Source organism: Streptomyces sp. CNZ301 (assembly GCF_004217425.1).
Genome location: NZ_SHLG01000001.1, coordinates 5,102,779 through 5,125,199 on the forward strand (window position 1 = coordinate 5,102,779; position 22,421 = coordinate 5,125,199).

Here is a 22,421-nt window from a genome sequence, read left to right on the forward strand (position 1 = left end):
CGCCGACTGTCCCGGACAGCTTCCCAGGGAGGACACAGGCACTGGCGCGCGAACGCAGACAGCCCGTGGGCTGCTCCGCTCGCCTGGGCGAACGGCGCCGGTCGGACGAGTCCGACGAGCCCACGGGCCGGGTGACTGCATTGAGATTGGCCGGCGATACCGGCGTCACACTGTGGCGTCGGCTCTAGGCCGCAGCCACCTCACGCGTCCGGGTAAGCATCATTTACCGGATCACCTCCTTTCTCGTGTACCCAGCACGCTAGGCAGTGCCGGAGGCACCTGCAAGCGATTTCGGGGCGGCAACGATTTCGCCGAAGGGCGTGTGCGCTGCGTCACGTTCGAGTTGAATGATCCGTGCGCGCAGCGGCAAGCGGCAGTCAATCGGCGCGTTCAGCTGGGGGTGCTTAGGTGTCCGCTCGATCCAGGACCCACGCTGCTTCGTCGTCCGACGGCGACGACAGGCACGGGCCCGACGACGAACTGCTCCTCGCCGCGCTGCTCGACGGAATGGACGCGGCACTGTGCGCCTTCGACGCCGACGGCGTCGTCACCCACTGGAACCGCGAAGCGGAACGGCTTCTGGGCTGGACCGCGGAAGAGGCCGTCGGGCGGCAGGGCCTGGCGGGGTGGGCGCTGCGCGAGGCCGACGCGGAGCAGGTGCAGGCGCGGCTGTTCGCCGCGATGCACACTGCCGGACGGCATGTGCACGAGTTCGCGCTGCTGACGAAGGACGGCCGGCGGCTGCTCGTACGCACCCAGGCGTCCGGCGTCGGCGCGGCGGACGGCAGCCCCATGGGCGTCTACTGCGCCTTCAGCGAAGTCCACGCGCAGATCGATCTGGAGCGCTCCATCGCGCTCAGCGAATGCCTCTTCGAGGACGCGACGTGGGGCGTCGTCCTCGTCGACGCCGATCTGCGCCCCGCCGTGGTGAACGCCTCGGCCGCGAGCGCCTTCCGCGTCTCCCGCGCGACGATGCTCGGACGCCCCCTGGGCGAACTCGTCGACCAGGGCGTCGAGGAACTGGAGGGCGCCCTGCAGCACGTGCTGGCCGACGGCCCGCCCGTCGCTCCGGCCGAGATCTGGGTGACGCTGCGCTCCGGACGCCGCACGGAGGAGTCCCGGGGCGCGTCCGGCGAGGCCAGCGGCACGCGCAGGTGCTGGCGCAGCGGCTTCCTCCGGCTGTCCTCGCCGATGGCGGAGGCACCGGTGCCGCTGGGCGTGGCCTGGCTCTTCCAGGACGTGACGGAGTCCAAGCGGCTGGAGCAGGAGGCCGACCGGCTGCGCTTCCGCGACAGCCAGCTGCATCGCGCGGCCCGTGCCGCCGCCGAGTGCGAGAACCCGATGGAGGCCGCCGGTGTCCATCTCGACTTCGCCCTCGCCGGCTTCGCCGACCACGCCCTGCTCGACCTCGTCATTCCGGACGGGGACGGCGGTGACGGGCCGGCGGCGGAAGCCGGTCAGGGGCTCGACGCGGACGGTCACGGCGCGAGCCCGCGCCTGGTGCGCGTCGCCGCCACGCCCGCCGCGGGCCCGGGCCCCGTCCCGCCGTTGCAGCAGGGCTTTCTCGGCGGGCAGGGCGGCCGGGGCGGCCTGGGGGCGCCCGGTGCCATTCCCGTCAGCTATGCCGAGGGGCACCCCGCACACCAGGCGTACGTGCGCTGCGGTTCGGTGCGGGCGAGCGTCGGCGGGGTCGCGGCGGCCGGAACCGGGGGCAGCAGCGTTCTCGAGGGGTGGGCCGCTGCCCGCAAGTGGCCGGACGGCACGGTCCACGGGCTGTGCACGGTGCTGCGCAGCCGGGGCCGCACGCTCGGTGTGGTCACGTTCCTGCGGGGCGCGAGCCGCCGTTCCTTCGACCGTTCCGACGCCGCCTACGCGGAGGACATAGCGGTACGCATCGCGGCGGCCGTAGACATGGCGCAGCTGACGCGGGCGGCGGACGGCTCCCAGCCGTAGGGCAGCCCCCGGGCCCCGGGGCCTACGCCTCGACGGCGGTGTCAGCGGTAGAAGATCCGGTCCGCGTAGCGCTCCATGACGGTGTCGTTCCACGCGAGGCCGCCGTCGACGTTGCCGGAGCGGAGCAGCGGCGGTTCGACGCCGCGGGAGACGAGCTCGCCCGCGGCGGTGGCGACCACGGCCTGCATCAGTGCGCTGGTGACGACGGTGGAGGCCGGGGCGAACGGCGCGGGGACGCCGTCGGTGGTCAACTCCGCGTCACCGACGGGGATGCGGCTGTCGAGGACGATGTCGCAGTGGTCCTTGAGGAAGGTCCCGCTGGAGTGCCGCGAGGTCGTCCCGTGCGCGTAGGCGACGGAGGTCACGCCGACGACCTTGATCCCGAGTTCGCGTGCGTGCGACGCCATCTCCACGGGCAGCGTGTTGCGGCCCGAGAGTGAGATCACGAACAGCAGGTCTCCGGCGCGTGCGGGCCCGGTCTCGAGCACGGCGGACGCGAGCCCCTCCACACGCTCCAGGGCGCTCCCGAGCGTGGCAGGGCGCACGTCGACGCCGACCGCGCCCGGTACGGGAAGCAGATTCATCACGGCGAGGCCGCCGGCGCGGTAGACGACGTCCTGGGCCGGGAGCGAGGAGTGGCCCGCGCCGAAGGCGAAGACGCGGCCGCCCTCCTCGACGGTGCGGGCGAGCAGCGACCCGGCGGCGGCGATTTCTTCTCCGTCGTGGTCCCTGACCTGCTGGAGCAGTGATATCGCGGCGTCGAAGAAGCCGTCCGCCAGCGTGTGGTCGCTCATCCCGCAGGTCCCCCCGGGTCTCGTGGTGCCCGTCGCCGCGGCGTTCGCCGCCGGCCGCCGGTTTCCCGTCCGTGCCCGGACCCGGCCGCGATCACGGTAGAGGTCTGGACCAGTGCTCTGTCAAGAGAGCAGCCCGTCCAGGGAGGGACGGTTGTCCGTGCGATGCGTCAGAATTGGAGCAGGGCCAGGGATGCACGTTCAGGGCCACAGATGCACTACTGACCGAGGGGCACGCATGTCCGGACTGATCGACACCACGGAGATGTATCTCCGCACCATTCTGGAGCTGGAGGAGGAAGGCGTCGTTCCCATGCGTGCCCGTATTGCCGAGCGCCTCGACCAGAGCGGGCCCACGGTCAGCCAGACCGTGGCGCGCATGGAGCGGGACGGGCTGGTGAAGGTCGCGGGGGACCGGCATCTGGAGCTGACCAGTGAGGGCCGCCGCCTCGCCACCCGCGTGATGCGCAAGCACAGGCTGGCCGAGTGCCTGCTGGTCGACGTGATCGGTCTGGAGTGGGAGCAGGTGCACGCGGAGGCGTGCCGCTGGGAGCACGTGATGAGCGAGGCGGTGGAGCGCCGCGTCCTCGAACTGCTGCGCCACCCCACGGAGTCGCCGTACGGCAATCCCATCCCCGGCCTGGAGGAGCTGGGTGAGGAAGCGGAGGCCGAGTCCTTCCTCGACGAGGGAATGGTCAGCCTCACGGATCTGGACGCGAGCGGCGATGCGAAGACCGTCGTCGTGCGCCGCATCGGCGAGCCGATCCAGATGGACTCGCAGCTGATGTACACGCTGCGGCGCGCGGGTGTGCAGCCGGGCGCGGTCGTGAGCGTCAACGCGGGTGCGACGGGCGGGGTGCAGGTCGGCAGCAGCGGCGAGGCTGCCGAGCTGGATTCGGACATCGCGGCTCACGTGTTCGTCGCCCGGCGCTGACCTGCGGCGGGCCGCCACCGCCTCCCGGAGCACCGCGCCTCACGCGCCTCAAGGGCACGGCCCCTCGCGGAGGCGGTGTTGTGATGCCCGGCGATTTTTGCTTTTCTGACGCTCTGTCAGCAGGTCATCGCATCTGCGCCGGGCAAGTGCGCCCGGACCGAAAGCGGAACATCTTCTCAAAAAGCCCTGCCGGTACGAAAGTTACGGTAAACCGAGTGCCCGGCCATGCGGCGTGCGACGCTGAGGCCACGCATGTACGGGTGGAGGGAGGCGTCGATGTATCGCGCTGAGCGGGCCGGCGGAGCGGGAAGAGCGAGGCGCCGCAGATCCCGGCGGTCCGGCAGACTCGAACCGCCGTGCGGCGCACCGGCCTTCGGGTCCCCGCCCCGTGTCCGGCCCGCAGGTTCCGGGCCCCTCTCGCGCAATGACAAGGGCCCCGGCGCTGTCCGCGGCCGGGGCCCCGCCTCCCCTTCTCCCCCAGAGGCGACCCAGAGCCCCGAGCTCCCGGGGTCGACCCTGCTCCCGGTAGCTGTCTTTCCACGCCCCCGGAGATCATTCCTTGAGTGCAGTCACTCGAAAGTAGGGGTTTCCTGCGGGCCGCGGCGCGTTCGAATAGAAGTTCGATAGCGTGGGGGAGCGGCCAGAAGGAATGGGGGTGCCCGAGCGGATGGTGCGACGGCTCGACGTGACTGGTTCAAGGGGAGTCCGGCTCGCGGCCTGGGAGTTCTCCGACATGCCCAAGTGCGGCCCGGAGACGGAGCCCGGTGCCGGTGCCGGCGGGAGCAAGGCGTTACAGCGTTCGAAGGGCGTTCTGCTGCTGCACGGCCTGATGGGGCGTGCGGCGCACTGGGCCGACACCGGCCGCTGGCTCTCGGGCCGCTACCGCGCCGTGGGGCTCGACCAGCGCGGCCACGGCCGCAGCGACAAGCCGGTCAGCGACGAGGGCCATTTCCCTTACGGCCGCGACGAGTTCGTCGCGGACGCCGAGGCCGCGATCGAACAGCTCGGTATGGGGCCCGTCGCGCTCATCGGTCACTCCATGGGCGCCCTCACCGCCTGGCAGCTCGCCGCGAAGCGGCCCGACCTCGTGCACGCGCTGATCATCTGCGACATGAAGGCGTCGGCACTGGGGGAGCAGTCGCAGCGCGAGTGGGAGGAGTGGTTCAAGTCCTGGCCCGTTCCGTTCGCGACGCTCGCCGACGTCCGCCGGTGGTTCGGGGAGGAGGACCCGTCGCTGGAGCGTCCGCAGCCGGCGAGAGGTGACTTCTTCGCCGAGGTCATGACCGAGAGGGACGACGGCTGGTGGCCCGTCTTCTCCCGGCGGCAGATGCTCGAGGTGAGGGAGGCCTGGGTGCATGACGCGCACTGGGACGAACTGGCACGCGTGGTCTGTCCCACGCTCGTCGTACGCGGCATCGACGGGGAACTCGGCCGCGCCGAGGCGCAGGAGATGGTGCGCGTGCTGCCCCGCGGCATCTACGCGGAGGTGCCGGAGGCAGGGCACCTCATGCATCTCGACCAGCCCGCCGACTGGCGTCGCGTGGTGGAACCGTTTCTTCAGGCGGTACTTCCCGCCGATGGCTGAGCCCGGTCCCCCTCCCGGCCGTGCCGGCTGCCCGGCAATCCGCGGCCGCGACCGTACGGACCCGCCGAGGGCGCATGGGGGCAGGCCAGGGGGCGCATGCGTAACCGCCCGGGCGTGACGGGTAATTGCACACTGTGCCGCGGTGTCCGGTCGGCGGTGGATGGCCCGGGACACGGGCATATGTCCTGGGCAGTGGTCATTTCGTTGTCGTCCTGAGGGGGATACATGACCGCCCGGCCTCTGGTCGCCAGGCAGCCCAACGAAAAGCTGCAGGCGCTCATCCAGGAAGCCAACTGCTCCAACTCGGGGCTCGCTCGGCGGGTCAACGTGTGCGGCAGGGAGCACGGACTGGACCTTCGCTACGACAAGACGTCCGTCGCGCGCTGGCTGCGCGGTCAGCAGCCGCGAGGACGTGCGCCGGCCATCATCTCGGAGGCGCTCGGCCGCAAGCTGGGGCGCACCGTCACGCCCGACGAGATCGGCATGGCCGAACCCCACAGCCAGTCCTCCGCCGTGGGCCTGCACTTCGCGCCGACCGTTGTGGGCGCCGTCGAGCAGGCATGCGAGCTGTGGCGCATCGACGTCGGCGGGCGCGGTGCCGTCGGCGCCTCGGCCGTCGCCACGTCGGTGCTGGTCGAGCCCAGCCGGGACTGGCTGATCACCGCCCCCGACGACCAGGTCGCGCGCACTGCGGGTGCCCGCGTGGGGCCCTCCGACGTGGCCGCCGTGCGCGCGACCATGAACTCCCTCGCCGAGCTGGACCACCGCTTCGGCGGCGGGCATGTGCGGCCCGTCGTCGTGCATTACCTCAACAGCGTCGTGTCCGGGCTGCTCGTGGGCTCGTACAAGGAGACGGTCGGCCGCGCGCTGTTCGGCTCCGCCGCGCGGCTCACCGAACTTGCCGGCTACATGGCCGTCGACACGGACCGGACCGGCCTGGCGCAACGGCACTACGTCCAGGCGCTGCGGCTCGCCCAGGCGGCCGGCGACCGTGCCTACGGGGGGTACGTGCTGGCCGCGGGCATGAGCCATCTGACGGCCTTCGTCGGAAATCCGCACGAGGGCGTCCAGTTGGCGCGCGCGGCGCAGGAGGGCGCCCGCGGGCAGGCCTCGCCGCGCACCGAGGCGATGTTCTGCGCGGCCGAGGCACGCGGACACGCACAGCTGGGAGACATGCGGGCGTTCCAGGAGGCCGCCGGCAGGGCGCAGTCGGCGATGGAGCGGGCGGGCGGAGGCGATCCGGAGGAGGACCCGGTGTGGATCTCCCACTTCGACCACGCCTATCTCGCCGACGAGTTGGCCCACTGCCACCGCGATCTCCAGCGGCCGGACGCCGCGGCGGAGAAGGCCCGCGAATCGCTCGCGGGTCATCCCGAGAGCCGCGTGCGGCGGCGGGCGATCGGAACCTTTCTCCTGGCGTCCGCCCAGTTGCAGAAACGTGAGCTTGAACACGCCTGCCACACCGGGATGAAAGGGGTGGAAATTCTCACAACTCTCCGCTCGGGGCGCGGCGTCGAGTACCTCGACGACTTCCGGCGCCGACTTGCGCCGTTTGTGAAGGAGCCGGTCGTGCGAGATTTCAGCGCACAGCTCAAGGGGGCGGCAGTCGGGTAAGTGCGTCTATCCACCGGTTTGATCCATATCTGAGGTGAAGGGTTGGTGTCGCCCCATCAGGTGCGTGGTCGCACCTCCTGGGCAGCCGGTACCGTGACCCGTCGGTTCGGATAGGCAGTTGATCGATCTAGGAGCCCCGGTGACAGCGCACAGCGGACGTGGACAGGGCGACCCGCCCCTCTACGAGGGTGTCGTGCTGCCGGCGAACGGTGACCCCTGGACCCCTGAACAGCAGCGCCAGGTCGACCGCGCGCACACTCAGCCGTCCGCGGGGCAGCCGTGGGGCCAGCCCTGGGGGCCCGAGTCGCAGGCTGCCCAGCCCTGGGGGCCCGAGTCGCAGGCCGTCATGACGCCGGGGGACCAGCCGGGTGCGTCCCTGCCTCCACCGCCGCAGTCACCGCCACCTCCGCCGCCCCAACAGCCGCCGTACATACCCCCGCAGCAGCACTCGCCCGGGGCGAACGCGGAGGAGGCGCTGCCCGGCGCCGGCGGGAGACACGGCGGCGGCCAGCAACCGCCGCCGCCCGGCTTCCCGCCCGCTGATCTCCCTCCGGCGTCCGTCCCGCCGCCTCAGCCGGCGGGCGCGGACCTGCCTCCGGCTCAGCCGCAGCAGCAGGGCCCGCAGGCACCGCAGGCGTCGTTCCTGCCCGAACGGCACAACGCCCAGGCGTTCGGCGGGGGTGCGCAGTTGCCGCCGCAGCAGGCGCCGCAACCGCAGCCCTCGCAGCAGCAACCGCAGCCGCAGCCCTCGCAGCAGCTCCAACAGCCGCCCACCGGCCAGCAGTTCGCACAGGGCCCCGGGCCGGTGCAGGCATTCCCCCAGCAGGGCGTCTCCTCGGCCATGCCCGCGGCCGCGCCGTCCGCGGCAGCCACCACTGCCGAATCGGACGCCACACAGTTCATCCCGCCCGTCGTCGGAGACCCCGGCCCCACGCAGCCCGGTCAGTACCAGGCCGCGCAGACGCCGCCGGCGATGGACGCCGACGCCACGCAGATGCTTCCCCCGCAGGCCGGCCAGGCCTCGGCCCGGGACCCGGAGGCGACGGCGCGGCTGCGCACGCCGCTCCCCCCGGAGGCACCCGCTCCCGGGCAGGGCGCCGGCGGCGGTCCCGGCGGTCGGCAGCAGCCGCCTGCCGGGTTCGAGAACCTCTTCCGTTCCGAGCCCGCCCCGGCCCCGGGGGGCTCCGGCGCTCCCGGCGATCCGGGCGCCACGCAGCGGCTGCCTCTCTTCGACCAGGCGGCGGCCCGCCAGCGCAACGGCGGCGGAGCGGGCCGCTTCGGCAAGTCGGGCGGTCCGGGCGGGCCGGCCGCCGCGTACGGACAGGGCCAGGGTGCAGGGCGGGACGCCGGGCAGGGCGGGCAGACCGGCCAGTGGGAGCCGCAGGGACGTGCCGCCCGTCGCAACGCCGAGCGGAGCACGCTCTCCCGGATGTCGCCCGCCATCCTGATCGCGGTCGGTGTCGCGGTCGTCGCCGGTGTGGGCATGGCGGCGGGTGCGGCGCTGAGTGGTGGAGGCGAGGAGGACGGCAAGAAGGAGAGCAAGTCCTCCGCCGCACGGGCCGGTGAGAAGTCCGCGGGGCCCGATCCCGTCGAGGCGCAGGCCAAGGAGCTCGACAAGCTCCTCGCCGACAGCAACAACAGCCGTGCGGCGGTGATCCGCTCGGTGGAGAACATCAAGAACTGCAAGAAGCTGGGCCAGGCTGCCGCTGATCTGCGGGCCGCCGCCGATCAGCGCAACGGCCTGGTCACCCGTCTCGGCAAGCTCGAAACGGACAGGATTCCCGCCGACGCGGAGCTCAGGTCCTCGCTCATCCGGGCCTGGAAGGCCTCCGCCTCCGCCGACAGTCACTACGCGGCCTGGGCCGACCAGGCCGCCGACAAGAAGGGCTGCCGCAAGGGCAAGGCCCGCGCGACCGCGCACACCGGGCAGGGCGCCCGCTCCAGCGGCGAGGCGACGGCCGCGAAGAAGAAGGCGGCGGGGCTGTGGAATCCGACGGCGAAGAAGTACGGGCTGAAGGAGCGCCAGGTCGTCCAGCTGTGAGCCGGCACGCGACGACGACGGGCACACGCCCCTTCTGGCACCGGGCCGGACCTATGCCCGGGCCGGACCTATGCCCGGGCCGGACCTATGCCCGGGCCGGGCCTACGCCCGGGGCCGGACCCATGCCCGGGCCGTCCTGACACCGGGCCGTAAGCACCCGCGGTGAGGGTGCTGGGGGCGCGAGCGCGTCAGACCGAGGGGCCGCTCTCCAGCGTCTTCTGTACGTCGACGAAGCCCCGGTGCACCGTCGTCAGCCGTCCGTCGCGCACTCGCTGATAGGTCACCTTCGTGTTCACGATGCGCGGGAAGTCGCGTGCGGCGAGCATGTTGCCGTAGGTCCAGTTCAGCTTCGGCGTCAGCCCTCCGGTGTCGACGGCGCCGCGCGTGTCCAGCGTGCGCCGCACGGACTTGGCCGTGACCTCTTCGTCGCCGAGGGACTTCAGCACTCGTTGCAGCACGGTGTAGGCGATCCATGTGGTCTGCACGCCGGGGTCGGTGGCGTCCACGCGGTTGTCGCCGAAGGCGTGGTCGTCTATCACCTTCTTCATCGGCTTCCAGCGCGGGTTGTCCGCGGCCGGGTACCAGCCCGTCGCGTACGCGCCCTCCAGAGGGCTGCGCTGTCCGCCCGACCTGTCGACCAGGGACTGCTGGAGGCTTCCCAGCACCGACGCCGTGCGCACTTGCGGACTGTCCTTCTGCAGCCGCCTGAACGAGTCGAAGAAGGTGCCGGTACGTCCGCCCAGCACCGCGGTGACGCACGGCCCGCCCTTCCGGTCCTCCGCCGCCGTGCCGAGCGGCGTGGCACCCCGGGTGTTCGCGCTGTCGAGGGCCTTGCGTGCGGGACGTGCGTACGCGAAGGCGTCCTCGGGAGCCCGTACGTCCGTGACCGGGCCCGTGCCGCTGTGTGCGAGACCGGCGTTGATGAGCCTGGGCAGCTTGTCGCCGACGCTGGTGTCGGGCCGCACCAGCGAGACGTGCGAGCAGCCACCGGCGGCCAGTTGACGGCCGTTCCCCGCGACGAGGGCGGGAAGGCCGCCGTTGACGGGGTAGGACAGCGGGCTGCTGAACTCCTGGTCCGCCACTCCGTAGCCCCCGATGTACGGGATGCCGGCCCGCTCGAGCGCGGACATGTACGAGCGGCCGTACTGGCTGTACGAGCCCACGACCGCGACCACGCCCTCCTTCAGCGCGCGCGACGCGCAGTGTGCGGCACGCACGGTGTCGTTGTGGTCGTTGCAGGTGAGCACCCGCAGACGGTGACCGTTGACGCCGCCACGGGAGTTGACCCAGCGCGCGTAGGCCTGAGCCATCGCCGGCATGCCCGGCATGTTCGTCGCCTCGGTGCCCTGCGGCGCCCACGTCATGACGGTGACGGTGTCGTCGGTGCTGCCCGGCATCACCCCGCAGCCGCCGAGCAGCAGCGCGCATGCTCCGGCGGAGGCGACAGTGGCGGACAGGGCGGGACGACGACGCCGTGCAGTCATGTGGCGCACGCTGCCGTCCGCCGCCCAACACCCGGGCCCCGGAACGTCGACGTCAGGTGACGCGGGGGTGAAGACCGCGTTCATGTCGGCCCATGTGATCGGAACTTCTCGCGGGCCGACCGCAAGTGGGCGGGGATTGCGCAACTGTGTCCGAAAGTGTTCTCTGCCGCAAGATTCCGTGAGGGCTTCCCGTCGCGGCCCCCCGTCCACCACCATGGGCACCATGCCCGTCCATGACATGCCCTGGTGGCGCTGGCGCAGCAACGTGCGCTCCGCGCTGCACATGCTCTCCGATCCCGCCTTCCAGCAGGAGTGCTGGGCGACGGGCCGGCCCGGTTACGGCGACGTCACCGACGCCGTGTACCGCCTCGTCGAGGACACCTGGCTGGACAACTGGTCGGCCGAGAAGTACGTCGGCACGATCTTCCGTGACTCGCAGGAGGCCGCCCTGGTCGACACCGCCGTGCTCCGGGTGCTGCGCATCATGCACCAGGTCGGCGCCGACGCCCCCGTCGTCTCCTACATGGAGCACCACGGCTGGCCCGAGGCTGTACGGGCGGCACGCGACGCGCACGTACGGATGGCGACGAACGACGGCGAGGACCCGGACGAGCCGCCCCGCTCCCTCGACGTTCTGGCGATCATGCTGCACTCGGTCTGAGGAACGCGGGCCGGGAACGCGGCCGGGCAGGCGGGCCGGGAACGCCGGACTCGATCAGCTCCCTCGTCTCCCTCGTCTCCAGAGCCTGTGGCCCGCAGGAGCGGCCGTACGCGAGGGCCTGCGGTCCTGAGGGCACGTCGGGCTGTGCAAGGCTTGACCCATGAGCGAGCCGCACGCCGATGCCGACAGCACACAGCACCACTCCGCCCGCCTCCCCGGAGGCGGAGCCGGCGGTGCGCGCAAGGGCGGAGAGGCCGCCGTGCGGGAGGAGTACATCCTCACGCTGTCCTGCCCGGACAAGAAGGGCATCGTGCACGCCGTCTCCAGTTATCTCTTCATGACCGGCTGCAACATCGAGGACAGCCAGCAGTTCGGCGACCACGACACCGGGCTGTTCTTCATGCGCGTCCACTTCTCCGCGGACCCGGGCGTGACGGTGGAGAAGCTGCGCGCGAGCTTCTCGGCGGTCGGCGACTCCTTCCAGATGGACTGGCAGGTGCATCCGGCGGCGGAGCGCATGCGTGTCGTGCTGATGGTCAGCCGTTTCGGCCACTGCCTCAACGACCTGCTCTTCCGCTCCCGCAGCGGGGCCCTGCCGGTCGACATCGCGGCGGTCGTCTCCAACCACACCGACTTCGAAGGGCTCGCGGGCTCCTACGGCGTCCCCTTCCATCACATCCCCGTCGCGAAGGGGAGCGAAGAGAGCAAGCAGGAGGGCGAGGCGGCGCTGCTGCGCCTGATCGAGGAGGAGAACGTCGAACTGGTCGTGCTGGCCCGCTACATGCAGGTGCTCTCCGACAACCTGTGCAAGCAACTGCCCGGCCGGATCATCAACATCCACCACTCCTTCCTGCCGAGCTTCAAGGGCGCACGGCCCTACCACCAGGCGCACGACCGCGGCGTCAAGCTGATCGGCGCCACGGCGCACTACGTGACGGCAGAGCTCGACGAAGGCCCGATCATCGAGCAGGAGGTCGAGCGGGTGGGCCACGAGGCCTCGCCGCAGCAACTGGTGGCGGTGGGACGCGACGTCGAATGCCAGGCGCTCGCGCGGGCGGTCAAGTGGCACAGCGAGCACCGGGTGCTGCTGAACGGGCACCGCACCGTCGTCTTCGCCTGAGGCGCGGCGGCGGATTCCCGCGGGTCCTTCCCGCACCCTGCACCCCCCGCGGCCGCCCCGGGCTCTTCCGCCCCCGCGGCGGCGCGGCCTACATCCGGGAGAGCGAAGCCGCCGCGAACAGGACGTCGCGCACCGCCTCGCGGTCGCCGTCCTGGCCTGCGGCCGTCTCCAGCGGCGGTACGTGGCCGGCGACGAGCTGGCAGAACTCGTAGCGGTCCAGCGCCACATGGGCCACCGCGTCGCCCGGACCGACCGAAGCCACGGGCGAGTCCAGCGGGATGTACCAGTCGCCTCCTCCGTCGCCCTCCACCTCCAGGTGCAGGGCGCGCCCGGGAGCGCCCGCGGCGGTCAGGCGCCGCGGCGCGGCGGACAGCCCGGCACGGCGGCGCCACGCGATCGTCCCGGGCAGCAGCCGTGCCGCCAGGTCCACCATGTGGTGCATGTGTCTGCCCTGCGGCGGCGCGTACGGGTAGTCGATCGCGTCGGCGATGTCCTCGGCGTGCATCCAGCACTCGAAGGCGCGGTCGAGCAGGGCGTCACGGACCGGGAGCGTGAAGTCGCCGTAGAGGACGTCGAGTCCGGCGACGTCGTCGCCGGCGAACGACGCGGAACGGACCAGGGCGTGACCCTGGTCCCGCCACGGTTCGCGGGCGCCCGGCGTGCGCAGCACGTCGGTGTCCGCGCGCCAGAACTCCTCCGTGCGGGCGGCGGGGCCCGCCGTGGCACGCGACGCGGCCTCCTCGGGCGCGGTGCTCCCGGTGCCGGTGTCCAGCGGGTCGGGCAGGCCCAGTGCGGTGGCCACCAGGCCGTCGACGGCGAACAGATGGCCGATGACGCCGCCGACGGTCGTCTCCCGCCGCGCATGCTCCTGCCCGTCGAACCAGCGCAGCAGGACCGGCGCGAGCCATTCGGCGTCCGCCATGTCCCGCAGCAGCGCGTCGAGCCGTGAGCTCTCCGCGTCGTACGGAGCCGCCCATTCGGGGACGGGCACGCGCGGCGCGCGCCGGCCCATGCAGCCCTCGAGCACCTGCGAGCGCAGCGTCGGGTCGAGGTCCAGACTGTCCTCGGGGTGCAGCAGCCCGACGGCGTCCCGCAACCGCAACGCCTCGTCCGCGCACGCCCCGCAGTCGCTCAGATGCCCCTCGACGGCGGCGGTCTCCTCGACGGAACAGGCGGAGAGCGCCCAGGCACCGAGCAGCGACTTCAGCACACGGTGGTCGAGCTGTGCGGGCAACTGCCCCGCCTGCGCGGCCTGTTCGGCGTCCGGGTGCGGGTGCGGGTGCGGCTCCGGCGACGGGACCGCCGGCTCCGGCGACGGCTCCGGACGCGGGGCGGCCGGTTCGCGTGGTTCATCCGGCCCGTACTGCCGTGGCACTTCCGGGAGTTCGGCCGGTGCGCCCGGCAGCGGGGCCTCGGGCAGGTCCGCGCGGAACGGCGAGTCCTCCGCGGGGCTGCGGGCAGGCGGTATGCGGTGCGCGGCTCCGTCCGGGCCCTCGCCGGGGCCACCGCTCCCGCTCGCGCGCCCGTCGCCGGGTCCGCTGCCGGTGCCGCCCGGGCCGCCGGCGCCCGGACCGCCGCCTCCGGGGCCGCTGTTGTCGTCCGGCTCCTCGTGCCCGCCGGAGAACTGTCCGTACGGCCCGTTCACCGGGGACGCCCGGGGCCGTTCGAGTGCGCCGGCATGGGATGGCTCGTGGCCGACGACAGCAGCTGGAGCCCCAGCCGCAGCCGCCGCCGTGCCTCGTCCTCCGTCACGCCCAACTGCCGTGCCGTCTGGCGGTAGTCACGGCGCTGGAAGTACGTCAACTCGAGCGCGGCGCGCAGCGAGGACGGCATGGACGTGACGATGTAGTCCGCGCGCGCCGCCGTGGAGGCGGCGCGTACCTTCTCCTCGATCTGCTCCCACCGCTCCGGGGAATCGGGGTACTGCGGTCCTTTCTCGCGGTGTTGCCTGCGCAGCCGTCCCGTCGCGATCTCCTGTGTGACTCCCGCTATCCAGGAACGCATCGGGCCCTGCTTCGGGTCGTAGGCGTGCGGGTTCTCCCAGATGTAGCCGAACACGTCGCGCGTGGCGCGGTCAGCCGCGGTCTCGTCCTCGAGCACGCGGTGGGACAAGCTGTGCACGAGCGAAGCGAAACGGTCGTACAACTCGCCCAGCGCAGCGGCTTCACCTCGCGCGAGACGCTGCTGCATCTTCCGGTCCCAGCGCGGTGGTGTCTCGTTCGCCATCGTGACTCCCAGCCGAAATCCGTGCCTCCCCCAGAGCCTTCGGCCTGGGTGGGGGTCCCCCTGGGGCACCTCCCGGCCAAGCCAGGGGGAGGAGCGAGGGGGAGTGCCCCTATTGCCGTGCCCGCCGCGGTCCTGTCGCAGGGCGGCACCTCGAATGTAGTGCGAGGGGCTGACAACGCACGGCCCTTTGCGGCAATGTGCTGCCAGTGCTGATCGCTGATGGTGTCGATCTCGTCACGTTGCGATATTGCTCAGGATGTACCGACCCGCGATCACACTCGAAAATGCCAGGGAGTTATGCGGGTATGACTGCGACCATTGCGGGGGAGAACGGCCATCGAGCGCACAGGCTCTGGTCACTGACTCGTTTTGACCGTGGGGGGTCGGGCAGCCGCACAAGGAAGGGAGCGTTCCGGTAAGTGCGAAGGGCCCGGGCAGGTGCAGTCGAGCGAAGGGGATACGAGGACGTGTCGTTGAAGGTGTCTGAGGAGGAACGGGGGGAGTGGGCCGTTCTCCGGGTCTCCGGGGAGATGGATCTGGTCACCTCACCCGCCGTGCGGCAGCACGTGCACGACGCGGTCGCCGACGGTCGGCGGAGCCTCGTCCTCGATCTTTCGGAAGTGCTCTTCTGTGATTCCAGCGGTGTGGGTGTCCTGATCGCCTCGCGTCGGCTGATGCGCTCCTGCGCAGGCCAGTTGCGGCTGATTCTCCCCGCACGGGGCGCCGAGGACGGATCGCATGTGAACCGTGTGCTGGCGGCGCTCGGCGTGCGCCGTCTCTTCGACTGCTACCCGGACCTCTCCACCGCGACCCAGGAGACGGCGGCCGGTCCCCTCTCTGCCTGAACTCGGTGTGAGCTCGCCCTGAGCACCCGTACGCCGGGCCTGTGTTCGCGCCCTTCCGCCCCGGTGCCCGCGCCCCGCCCAAGGGCCGATGCGATGCGATGCGCTCCGATGCGCCTCACGGCGTACCGCCTGCTTCTCGCGCCGATCCGGGCCCTCCCCGGATGCACTTCGGCGTGCGGCGTCCGCTCCGGCATGCCCGCTGAGGGTCGCCTTAGTCGCCTTACGTCACGTACCTCCCCGTAACACCCCTCCGAGTGGTGCCGCACAGTATGCAGTACCACTACTCCTTTGCGCCGGAATATGCCTGAAGCGCTTGTTGCCCCAACTATGCGTCAATCATGCTGTTCTCGAGGGGTCACGGTCCGTGATCTCCCGAGTGCTCGGCAGTTTCGGACGGAGTCAGCGGTGCGGGTGCTTCAGCTGCAGTTGGAGATCGGGGCGGACCCGGCGGAGGTGGGGCGCGCACGCAGGTGGGCGAGGTCGAGGCTGGCCTGCTGCGGCATCGGCATTGACGACGCGCTCGCCGAGACGCTGCTCCTGCTGGTCTCGGAGCTGGTGACCAACGCCGTTGTGCACGCGGGCACTCCGTCGGTGCTGCGCATGCTGCTGCCCGGCTGTCAGGCCGCGGGGGCCGTCCGCGTCGAGGTGGCGGATCTGAGCAACTGCCCGCCCCGGCAGCGTCACGCCGAGGGCGACGACACCAACGGCCGTGGCCTGGAGCTCGTTTCGGGCCTTGCGGACCGCTGGGGCTGGCAGCGCGAGGGTTTCGGCAAGTGCATCTGGTGCGAACTCGACCGGTCGGCGGGGGGTCACGGTGCCGCCCCCGCGCTCTCCGGCCTGCCCGTACGTCAGTTGACCGCGGGCGCGGTGGGCGGCGCGGACGCGGGCTTATCCGGTTAGGGCTGCGGCAGGGAAGGCCTGCCGGGCGTCGCGAGCCGGTGAACCTTTCCGGTCACAGCACTACTAGGTCCGCGGGCGGGGGCTCATCCCATCAGGTCGAGGGCCGCGGTCCCCTCCGCGCCCCCGCTGTCGCCGAGAACGTCGCGCCCCGTACCGGCGCCCCGGACCCTGAACGTGCGCCTGTAGGCGCTGGGTGAGACCCCGAGCGCCGCCTGGAAGTGCAGCCGCAGCGACGACGCGGAGCCGAAACCCGCCTCCCGCGCGACCTTCTCCACCGGCAGGGGGCCGCTCTCCAGCAGATGCCGTGCCCGCTCGACACGCTGGCGCGTGAGCCACACCTGCGGACTCATACCGGTCTCCTCGCGGAAGCGCCGCGTGAACGTACGTACGCTCATGGACTCCTGCTCCGCCAGTTCGCGCAGCCCGACCGGCCTGTCGAGGTGCCGCAGCGCCCACGCGCGGGCCGTGCCCGTGGTGTGCACACCCGGCTGCGGCACCGGACGCTCAATGAACTGGGCCTGGCCGCCGTCCCGGTGGGGCGGCACCACGGTGCGCCGCGCGACGGAGTTGGCGACCGCGGCGCCGAAGTCCTCGCGCACCATGTGCAGGCACAGGTCGATGCCCGAGGCGACGCCCGCAGAGGTCAACACGTTCCCGTCCGCGACGTAGAGCACGTCCGGGTCGACCTCGACGCCGGGATGCAGCCGCTGGAGACGCTCGCAGGAGGCCCAGTGCGTGGTCGCGCGCCTCCCGTTCAGCATCCCGGCCGCGGCGAGCACGAACGCCCCCGTGCAGATCGACGCGACCCGCGTGCCGGGCCGGATCGTGGCCATGGCGTCGGCCAGTTCCGGTCCGAGCCGGCCGCCGGCGTAAGGCTCGTCCAACTCGTGCGAGGCGGGCACGATCACCGTGTCCGCCTCGCCCAGCGCTTCCGGGCCGTGTGCGACGTGGACGGTGAAGTCCGCGTCCGTGCGGACGGGACCGGGCGTCACGGCGCAGGTGACGACCTCGTACAGCGGCTCGCCGTCCTCCTCCCAGGAGCGGCCGAAGATCCGGTGCGGTATGCCGAGTTCGATCGGCAGCAGGCCGTGCCGCACGAGCACGGCGACACGGTGACGCCCTTGGTGGCGGAAGGCGCTCGCATTCATGGCCCGATCCTCGCACAACGTGGCCTCCGGGCCACTCGTGCGCCGGGCGCCGCCGGCGGAGGCTGTTTCCGTGACCGAACGAGTGACCGGACCGGCGACGAACCCGGCGACGAAGCCGACCACGAACCCGCCGACGAAGCCGACCACGAAGCCGACCACGAACCCGACCACGAAGCCGACCACGAACCCGACGACGGACCTTGCGACCGGACGGGAAACCGGACCGACCACCGGACGGGAAACCGGACCGGTGACGGGGCAGGCGCCCCACCACCCGGGCCCGGCGACCGGACGGGAGGGCGACCCCCCTCCCCCTGTGGACGAGCTCGACGCCGGGGGCGGCAGCCGCACACCGCCGGGCCCGCGACGCGTCCCGCGCGTGCACCGCGCCTGGTGGGTGGCGGCCGTGTCGTTCGTGGCGCTCGTCGGCGCGGCCGGATTCCGTGCCACGCCGAGCGTGTTCATCGATCCGCTGCACGAGGAGTTCGGCTGGTCGCACAGCACCATCTCCGCCGCCGTGTCGGTCAACGTCCTGCTCTACGGCCTCACTTCGCCCTTCGCCGCAGCCCTCATGGAGCGCTACGGCATCCGCCGCGTCGTCTCGGGGGCGCTGCTGCTGATCGCGGCCGGAAGCGGACTGACCGTCTTCATGGACGCCACCTGGCAGCTCATCCTGTGCTGGGGCTTCCTCGTCGGGCTCGGCACCGGCTCGATGGCGCTGGCCTTCGCCGCGACGGTCTCCGGCAGGTGGTTCGTCGAGCGCCGCGGCCTGGTGAGCGGCATCCTCACCGCGGGCGGCGCCGCCGGGCAGCTGGTGTTCCTGCCGCTCGTGGCGCTGCTGGCCGAGGGCCCGGGCTGGCGCACGGCTTCGCTCACCGTCGCCGTGGCCGCGCTGGCGGTGGTGCCGCTCGTGCTGCTCGTGCTGCGCGACCGGCCGGAGGACGCCGGCCTGCTGCCGTACGGGGCCGGCCCCGGGTACGTCACGCCGCCGCCCCCGCCTCCCGGAGCCGCGAAACGGGCGCTGCGAGCCCTGTACGACGCGGCCCGCACCAAGGTCTTCTGGCTGCTGGCAGGGACCTTCGCCGTGTGCGGTGCGTCGACGAACGGGCTGGTCGGCGTGCACTTCGTGCCCGCCGCGCACGACCACGGCATGGCCGTGCCCGCCGCGGCCTCCCTGCTCGCCGTGATCGGCGTCTTCGACCTGGTGGGCACGGTCGCCTCCGGCTGGTTCACCGACCGCTTCGACGCGCGCAGGCTGCTGGCCGTCTATTACGCGCTGCGCGGTCTGTCGCTGCTCTTCCTCCCGATGCTCTTCGCGCAGAGCGTGCGGCCGCCGATGCTGTTCTTCATCGTCTTCTACGGCCTCGACTGGGTCGCCACCGTGCCGCCCACGATCGCCCTGTGCCACCGGCACTTCGGCGCGGACGGTCCGATCGTCTTCGGCTGGGTTCTCGCCTCCCACCAGGTCGGCGCCGCCGTCGTGGCGTTCCTGACGGGCCTGGTGCGGGACACGTTCGGCAGCTACGACGTGGCCTGGATCGCCTCGGGCGCCCTGTGCGGCACCGCGGCGCTGATGGCGCTGGTGATACAGGGACGGGACCGGCCGGGGGCGGAAACGGCGCGCCCCGGGGCGGTCCAGGAGGCGCAGGCGGCCGGCGCGGGGGCCGCCCGGGACATGCCCGACGGCTCAGGGCGCTGACCGTCCCGGGGCAGGGCCGGCCGCAGCCGTGCCGGTTCCCGCTCGGTGTCCGGTCACACGACGACCGGGCGTACGGGGACCAGCCGTAACCCCTGAGGCCGGGCCCGGCCCGGCCTCAGGTGGCACCTCCCCGGAACGTGACGCGATAGGCCCGTGGCGAGACGCCCAGCGCCGCGTGCATGTGCTGCCGCAGCGAAGCCCCCGTGCCGAAGCCCGACCGCGACGCGACGGCGTCCACGGGCATGTCGGTCTCCTCCAGCAACTGCCGTGCCCGTCCGATGCGTTGCCGCGTAAGCCACTGCACCGGCGTGAGCCCCGTCTCCTCGCGGAAGCGCCGCGTGAAGGTCCGTACGCTCATGGACTCCTGATCGGCCAGCTCGCGCAGCGACAAGGGGCGGTGGAGGTGGCGCAGCGCCCAGGCACGCGCGGCTCCCGTGGAGGCGCGCACCGTGGGCTCCGCGACCGGGCGCGGCACGAACTGGGCCTGGCCGCCCTCCCGGTGGGGAGGTACGACGGTCGCCCTGGCCACGTCGTTGGCGACCGCGGCGCCGTGGTCGCCGCGGATCATGTGCAGGCACAGGTCGATGCCCGCGGCCTCGCCGGCCGCCGTGAGCACCTCGCCCTCGTGGGTGTAGAGGACGTCCGGGTCGAGGTCGACGTGCGGGAAGAGGCGGCGGAAGTCCTCGGCCGACTTCCAGTGCGTCGTGGCCCGCTTGCCGTCCAGCCACCCGGCGGCGGCCAGTACGAACGCGCCCGTACAGATCGAGGCGATGCGCGTGCCGGGGCGGCGGATGCGGCGGAGGGCTCCGGCGAGAGGGGCGCCGAGGCGCCCGGTCGTCTCCGGGGCGTCCTCCTCGTGGGTGGCCGGGAAGATCACGGTGTCGGCCTCGGCCAGGGCCTCCGGGCCGTGTGCGACGTGGACGGTGAAGTCCGCGTTCGTACGGAGCGGGCCGGGTGCGACGGCGCAGGTGACCACCTCGTACAGCGGGGCGCCGCCGCCCGGGGTGTGTCCTTCAGGGGTCTGCACGTCCCCTTCCGTGCTTCCCGCACCGCGTTCCGGGCTCTTCGCGGCGCCGAACATCTGGTGCACCAGCCCCAGTTCGAGCGGCATCACCCCCGGGCGCACCAGCACGGCGACGCGGTGCCGTCCGTCGTCGTGGAACGCCGCGTCCGTGTGCGGGGAGGCGGAGGGCGAGCCGGATGGCGAGGGGGCCGCGGTGTTCATGGCCAGATTCTTCCACATGCTGACCATCTGGCCACTCGTTCGGCATCGGCCGCCGCCGCAGCATCGGGGCATGAAGGTTCTGTGGATTTTCGCCCACCCCGAGCAGCGCTCACTGAACGCGTCCCTCATGCGCGAGGGAGTGCGGGAGCTGACCGGGTCCGGCCATGAGGTCCGGATCTCCGACCTGTACGCCATGCGATGGAAGGCGGTCCTGGACGCGGCCGACGTGCGCCCCGCAGGGTCCGGCACGAGCGACGCACCCCGGCTGACCGTCGGCGCGGAGCAGGAGCGCGCCTACACCGCTGACGAGCAGAGCGAGGACATCCGGGCCGAGCAGCGCAAGATCGCTTGGGCCGACACCTTGGTCTTCCACTTCCCGATGTGGTGGTTCGGGCCGCCCGCCATCATGAAGGGCTGGTTCGACCGCGTACTCGTCCAGGGTTTCGCCTTCGGGCTTCGGGGGCCGGACGGGCGCACGCTGCGCTACGGCGAGGGCGGCCTGGCGGGCAAGCGCGCGCTGGTGATCACCTCGGTCGGCGGCCGCGAGCCGGGCTTCGCTCCGCGCGGCATACACGGATACGTCAACGACGTGCTGTGGCCGATGCTGCACGGCACTTTCTGGTACACGGGCATGGCCCCCCACCGGCCGTTCGTCGTGTACGGCGCGGACCGCCTCACCGACGAGGACCGGCGGGAGTACGCCGCCGCCCTGCGCGAGCGGCTGCGCACGCTGCCGGAGGCGGAGCCGCTCGCCTTCCGCAGCGAGAACGGCGGCGACTACGACGAGACCCTGACGCTTCAGCCGTGGATCGAACCCGGCGCCACCGGCCCCGCGGTCCACGAGGTGTGCGCGTGAGCCGCGGCCGCGCCGGCACCGGCGGGGTGCCGCCGACTCATGCCACCGCGCGCGTGACCGCCTTCGCGATCCGGCGCGCGTCGAGCGAAAGCTCCCGGAGCATTCCGCTGAGCGGGTTCGTGTAGCCGATGAAGTACAGCCCCGGGGCCTCCGGGTGGGTGCGGCGGCCGTGCGCCAGCGGACGTCCGGACTCGTCCAGAACGCCGAGGTGCCCGACGAGGTCCTCCAGGCCGCGCCGGTAGCCGGTCGCCGCTATGACGACGTCGGGGGCGACGGAGGAGCCGTCGGCGAGGCGGACCTTCGACCCGTCGAAGGACTCCACCGCGGCTACGGGCTCGACCGTTCCCTTCCGGACGGCGGCGATCAGGCCCACGTCCTGCACGGGGATCGCCCCTTGCCGGGCCCGGGTGTACAGCCCCGTGTCGGGACGCGGCAGCCCGCGCGCGGACAGGTCGGGGACGGCGATCTTCGCCATGCGGGCGGCGAGACGGTCCACCAGCCGCGTCGGCAGGCGGCGGCAGAGGATGCCGTTGGCCTGCGCGGGCCAGCCCAGCGTGGAGCGCCGCACGATGTGCGGGACGGTGCGTATCGACAGCCGCACGTGCGCGGCCCCGCCGGCGGCGAGGTCGGCGGCTATCTCCGCTCCCGTGTTTCCCGCGCCGGCGACGAGAACGTCCTTCCCTTCGTACGGCGCGGCGTTGCGGTACCGGGAGGCGTGCAGCACGTCGCCCTCGTAGCTCTCGCGCCCCGGCCAGGCCGGGATGTGAGCGGTGTGGTTGTAGCCCGTGGCCACGACGACGACGGGCGTGGTCAGCCGCCGTCCGCCGTTCGCGTGCAGCACCCAGTCCGGTCCGCTGCGCTCGACCGTGTCGACCTCGACGCCGGTGGCCACTTCGATCCCGTGGTGCTCGGTGTAGCTCTCCAGGTAGCGGACGAAGTCGTCGCGCGCGACCCAGCGTCCGTACGAGCGGGGTATCTCCAGCCCCGGCAGCGCCGACCAGCGGCGCGTGGTGTGCAGCCGCAGCCGGTCGTAGTGGGCGCGCCAGGAGGCGGCGACCGACGGGGCCTTCTCCAGTACGACGGTGCTGACGCCCTGTTCGTGCAGAGCGGCGGCGGTGGCCAGGCCGCCTGGACCGGCGCCGATTATGTGAACGGGAGTCCCCTCGTCGGTCATGGGCATGGCGGGGAGTTTAGTGCTGGTGACGCGGTGTTCCCGTCACGGGAACATCACGGGAAGAGCACGTGGGGGCCGCCGACCGCGAAGGGCGGGGGTGATTTCGGGAGATCGCGGAGAAGGCGCGGAGACGGAGGCTGAGAAGCGTCCCCAGGCGGAGGGGGA

18 protein-coding genes are annotated in these 22,421 nt (G+C 72.3%); 11 read left to right on the plus strand and 7 right to left on the minus strand.

All coding sequences use genetic code 11. The annotated features are described in order from the left end of the window. Window positions 1–408: 408 nt before the first annotated feature. Window positions 409–1,953: a PAS domain-containing protein gene (locus EV375_RS22070; protein WP_130301163.1), complete on the plus strand. Its 1,545-nt coding sequence runs from the start codon at window positions 409–411 to the stop codon at window positions 1,951–1,953. Between the two features lie 41 nt (window positions 1,954–1,994). Here EV375_RS22070 and EV375_RS22075 read toward each other — a convergent pair whose 3' ends face one another. After that, a complete protein-coding gene (locus EV375_RS22075) occupies window positions 1,995–2,747 on the minus strand; it encodes an SIS domain-containing protein (protein WP_130301164.1) in 753 nt (250 codons plus the stop codon). 235 nt (window positions 2,748–2,982) lie between these two features. Between EV375_RS22075 and EV375_RS22080 the strand changes: the two genes are divergently transcribed. The 4 genes from EV375_RS22080 to EV375_RS22095 all read left to right on the plus strand — a co-directional run bounded on the left by EV375_RS22080 (window position 2,983) and on the right by EV375_RS22095 (window position 8,918). Beyond that, the gene (locus EV375_RS22080) at window positions 2,983–3,678 is read left to right on the plus strand and encodes an iron-dependent transcriptional repressor DtxR (RefSeq protein ID WP_130301165.1); all 696 of its coding nucleotides are present in this window, start codon (window positions 2,983–2,985) and stop codon (window positions 3,676–3,678) included. A gap of 667 nt (window positions 3,679–4,345) precedes the next feature. Beyond that, window positions 4,346–5,263 carry an alpha/beta fold hydrolase gene (locus tag EV375_RS22085; protein ID WP_130302033.1) on the plus strand — a complete coding sequence of 306 codons (918 nt, stop codon included), beginning with the start codon at window positions 4,346–4,348 and terminating at the stop codon, window positions 5,261–5,263. Between the two features lie 225 nt (window positions 5,264–5,488). Continuing rightward, window positions 5,489–6,877, plus strand: a complete 1,389-nt coding sequence (locus tag EV375_RS22090; protein WP_130301166.1) for an NsdA family TPR-like regulatory protein — start codon at window positions 5,489–5,491, stop codon at window positions 6,875–6,877. Between the two features lie 139 nt (window positions 6,878–7,016). Beyond that, window positions 7,017–8,918, plus strand: a complete 1,902-nt coding sequence (locus EV375_RS22095; RefSeq protein WP_486588638.1) for a hypothetical protein — start codon at window positions 7,017–7,019, stop codon at window positions 8,916–8,918. Between the two features lie 188 nt (window positions 8,919–9,106). Here EV375_RS22095 and EV375_RS22100 read toward each other — a convergent pair whose 3' ends face one another. Continuing rightward, window positions 9,107–10,402: an ABC transporter substrate-binding protein gene (locus tag EV375_RS22100; RefSeq protein ID WP_130301167.1), complete on the minus strand. Its 1,296-nt coding sequence runs from the start codon at window positions 10,400–10,402 to the stop codon at window positions 9,107–9,109. A gap of 214 nt (window positions 10,403–10,616) precedes the next feature. Between EV375_RS22100 and EV375_RS22105 the strand changes: the two genes are divergently transcribed. Together EV375_RS22105 and purU are read left to right on the plus strand one after the other, a co-directional pair. Beyond that, window positions 10,617–11,063 carry an SCO4402 family protein gene (locus EV375_RS22105; protein ID WP_130301168.1) on the plus strand — a complete coding sequence of 149 codons (447 nt, stop codon included), beginning with the start codon at window positions 10,617–10,619 and terminating at the stop codon, window positions 11,061–11,063. A 160-nt stretch (window positions 11,064–11,223) separates the two neighbouring features. Next, window positions 11,224–12,183: a formyltetrahydrofolate deformylase gene (gene purU, locus EV375_RS22110; RefSeq protein WP_130301169.1), complete on the plus strand. Its 960-nt coding sequence runs from the start codon at window positions 11,224–11,226 to the stop codon at window positions 12,181–12,183. 88 nt (window positions 12,184–12,271) lie between these two features. Here the strand turns inward: purU and EV375_RS22115 are convergent, their stop codons facing one another. Next, window positions 12,272–13,828 (minus strand): MDMPI N domain containing protein, encoded by a 1,557-nt coding sequence (locus EV375_RS22115; protein ID WP_130301170.1) that lies wholly within the window; start codon window positions 13,826–13,828, stop codon window positions 12,272–12,274. Then, complete coding sequence (locus EV375_RS22120; protein ID WP_130301171.1) at window positions 13,825–14,409, minus strand: sigma-70 family RNA polymerase sigma factor; 585 nt, start codon at window positions 14,407–14,409, stop codon at window positions 13,825–13,827. The genes EV375_RS22115 and EV375_RS22120 overlap by 4 nt, the downstream gene beginning before the upstream one ends. 467 nt (window positions 14,410–14,876) lie before the next feature. Between EV375_RS22120 and EV375_RS22125 the strand changes: the two genes are divergently transcribed. Further along, window positions 14,877–15,254 carry an STAS domain-containing protein gene (locus tag EV375_RS22125; protein ID WP_165434794.1) on the plus strand — a complete coding sequence of 126 codons (378 nt, stop codon included), beginning with the start codon at window positions 14,877–14,879 and terminating at the stop codon, window positions 15,252–15,254. Between the two features lie 405 nt (window positions 15,255–15,659). Beyond that, window positions 15,660–16,154, plus strand: a complete 495-nt coding sequence (locus EV375_RS22130; RefSeq protein ID WP_130301172.1) for an ATP-binding protein — start codon at window positions 15,660–15,662, stop codon at window positions 16,152–16,154. 83 nt (window positions 16,155–16,237) lie between these two features. Here EV375_RS22130 and EV375_RS22135 read toward each other — a convergent pair whose 3' ends face one another. Further along, window positions 16,238–17,302 (minus strand): helix-turn-helix domain-containing protein, encoded by a 1,065-nt coding sequence (locus EV375_RS22135; protein WP_130301173.1) that lies wholly within the window; start codon window positions 17,300–17,302, stop codon window positions 16,238–16,240. A 316-nt stretch (window positions 17,303–17,618) separates the two neighbouring features. Between EV375_RS22135 and EV375_RS22140 the strand changes: the two genes are divergently transcribed. Next, the gene (locus tag EV375_RS22140) at window positions 17,619–19,001 is read left to right on the plus strand and encodes an MFS transporter (protein ID WP_486588639.1); all 1,383 of its coding nucleotides are present in this window, start codon (window positions 17,619–17,621) and stop codon (window positions 18,999–19,001) included. 115 nt (window positions 19,002–19,116) lie between these two features. On the opposite strand, the gene EV375_RS22145 is transcribed toward EV375_RS22140, so the two are convergent. Beyond that, window positions 19,117–20,112 carry a GlxA family transcriptional regulator gene (locus EV375_RS22145; protein ID WP_486588767.1) on the minus strand — a complete coding sequence of 332 codons (996 nt, stop codon included), beginning with the start codon at window positions 20,110–20,112 and terminating at the stop codon, window positions 19,117–19,119. Between the two features lie 184 nt (window positions 20,113–20,296). Between EV375_RS22145 and EV375_RS22150 the strand changes: the two genes are divergently transcribed. Further along, window positions 20,297–21,082: an NAD(P)H-dependent oxidoreductase gene (locus EV375_RS22150; RefSeq protein WP_130301176.1), complete on the plus strand. Its 786-nt coding sequence runs from the start codon at window positions 20,297–20,299 to the stop codon at window positions 21,080–21,082. A gap of 37 nt (window positions 21,083–21,119) precedes the next feature. On the opposite strand, the gene EV375_RS22155 is transcribed toward EV375_RS22150, so the two are convergent. Beyond that, window positions 21,120–22,256, minus strand: coding sequence for a flavin-containing monooxygenase (locus EV375_RS22155; protein WP_130302036.1), 1,137 nt, complete (start codon window positions 22,254–22,256; stop codon window positions 21,120–21,122). Window positions 22,257–22,421: the final 165 nt, after the last annotated feature.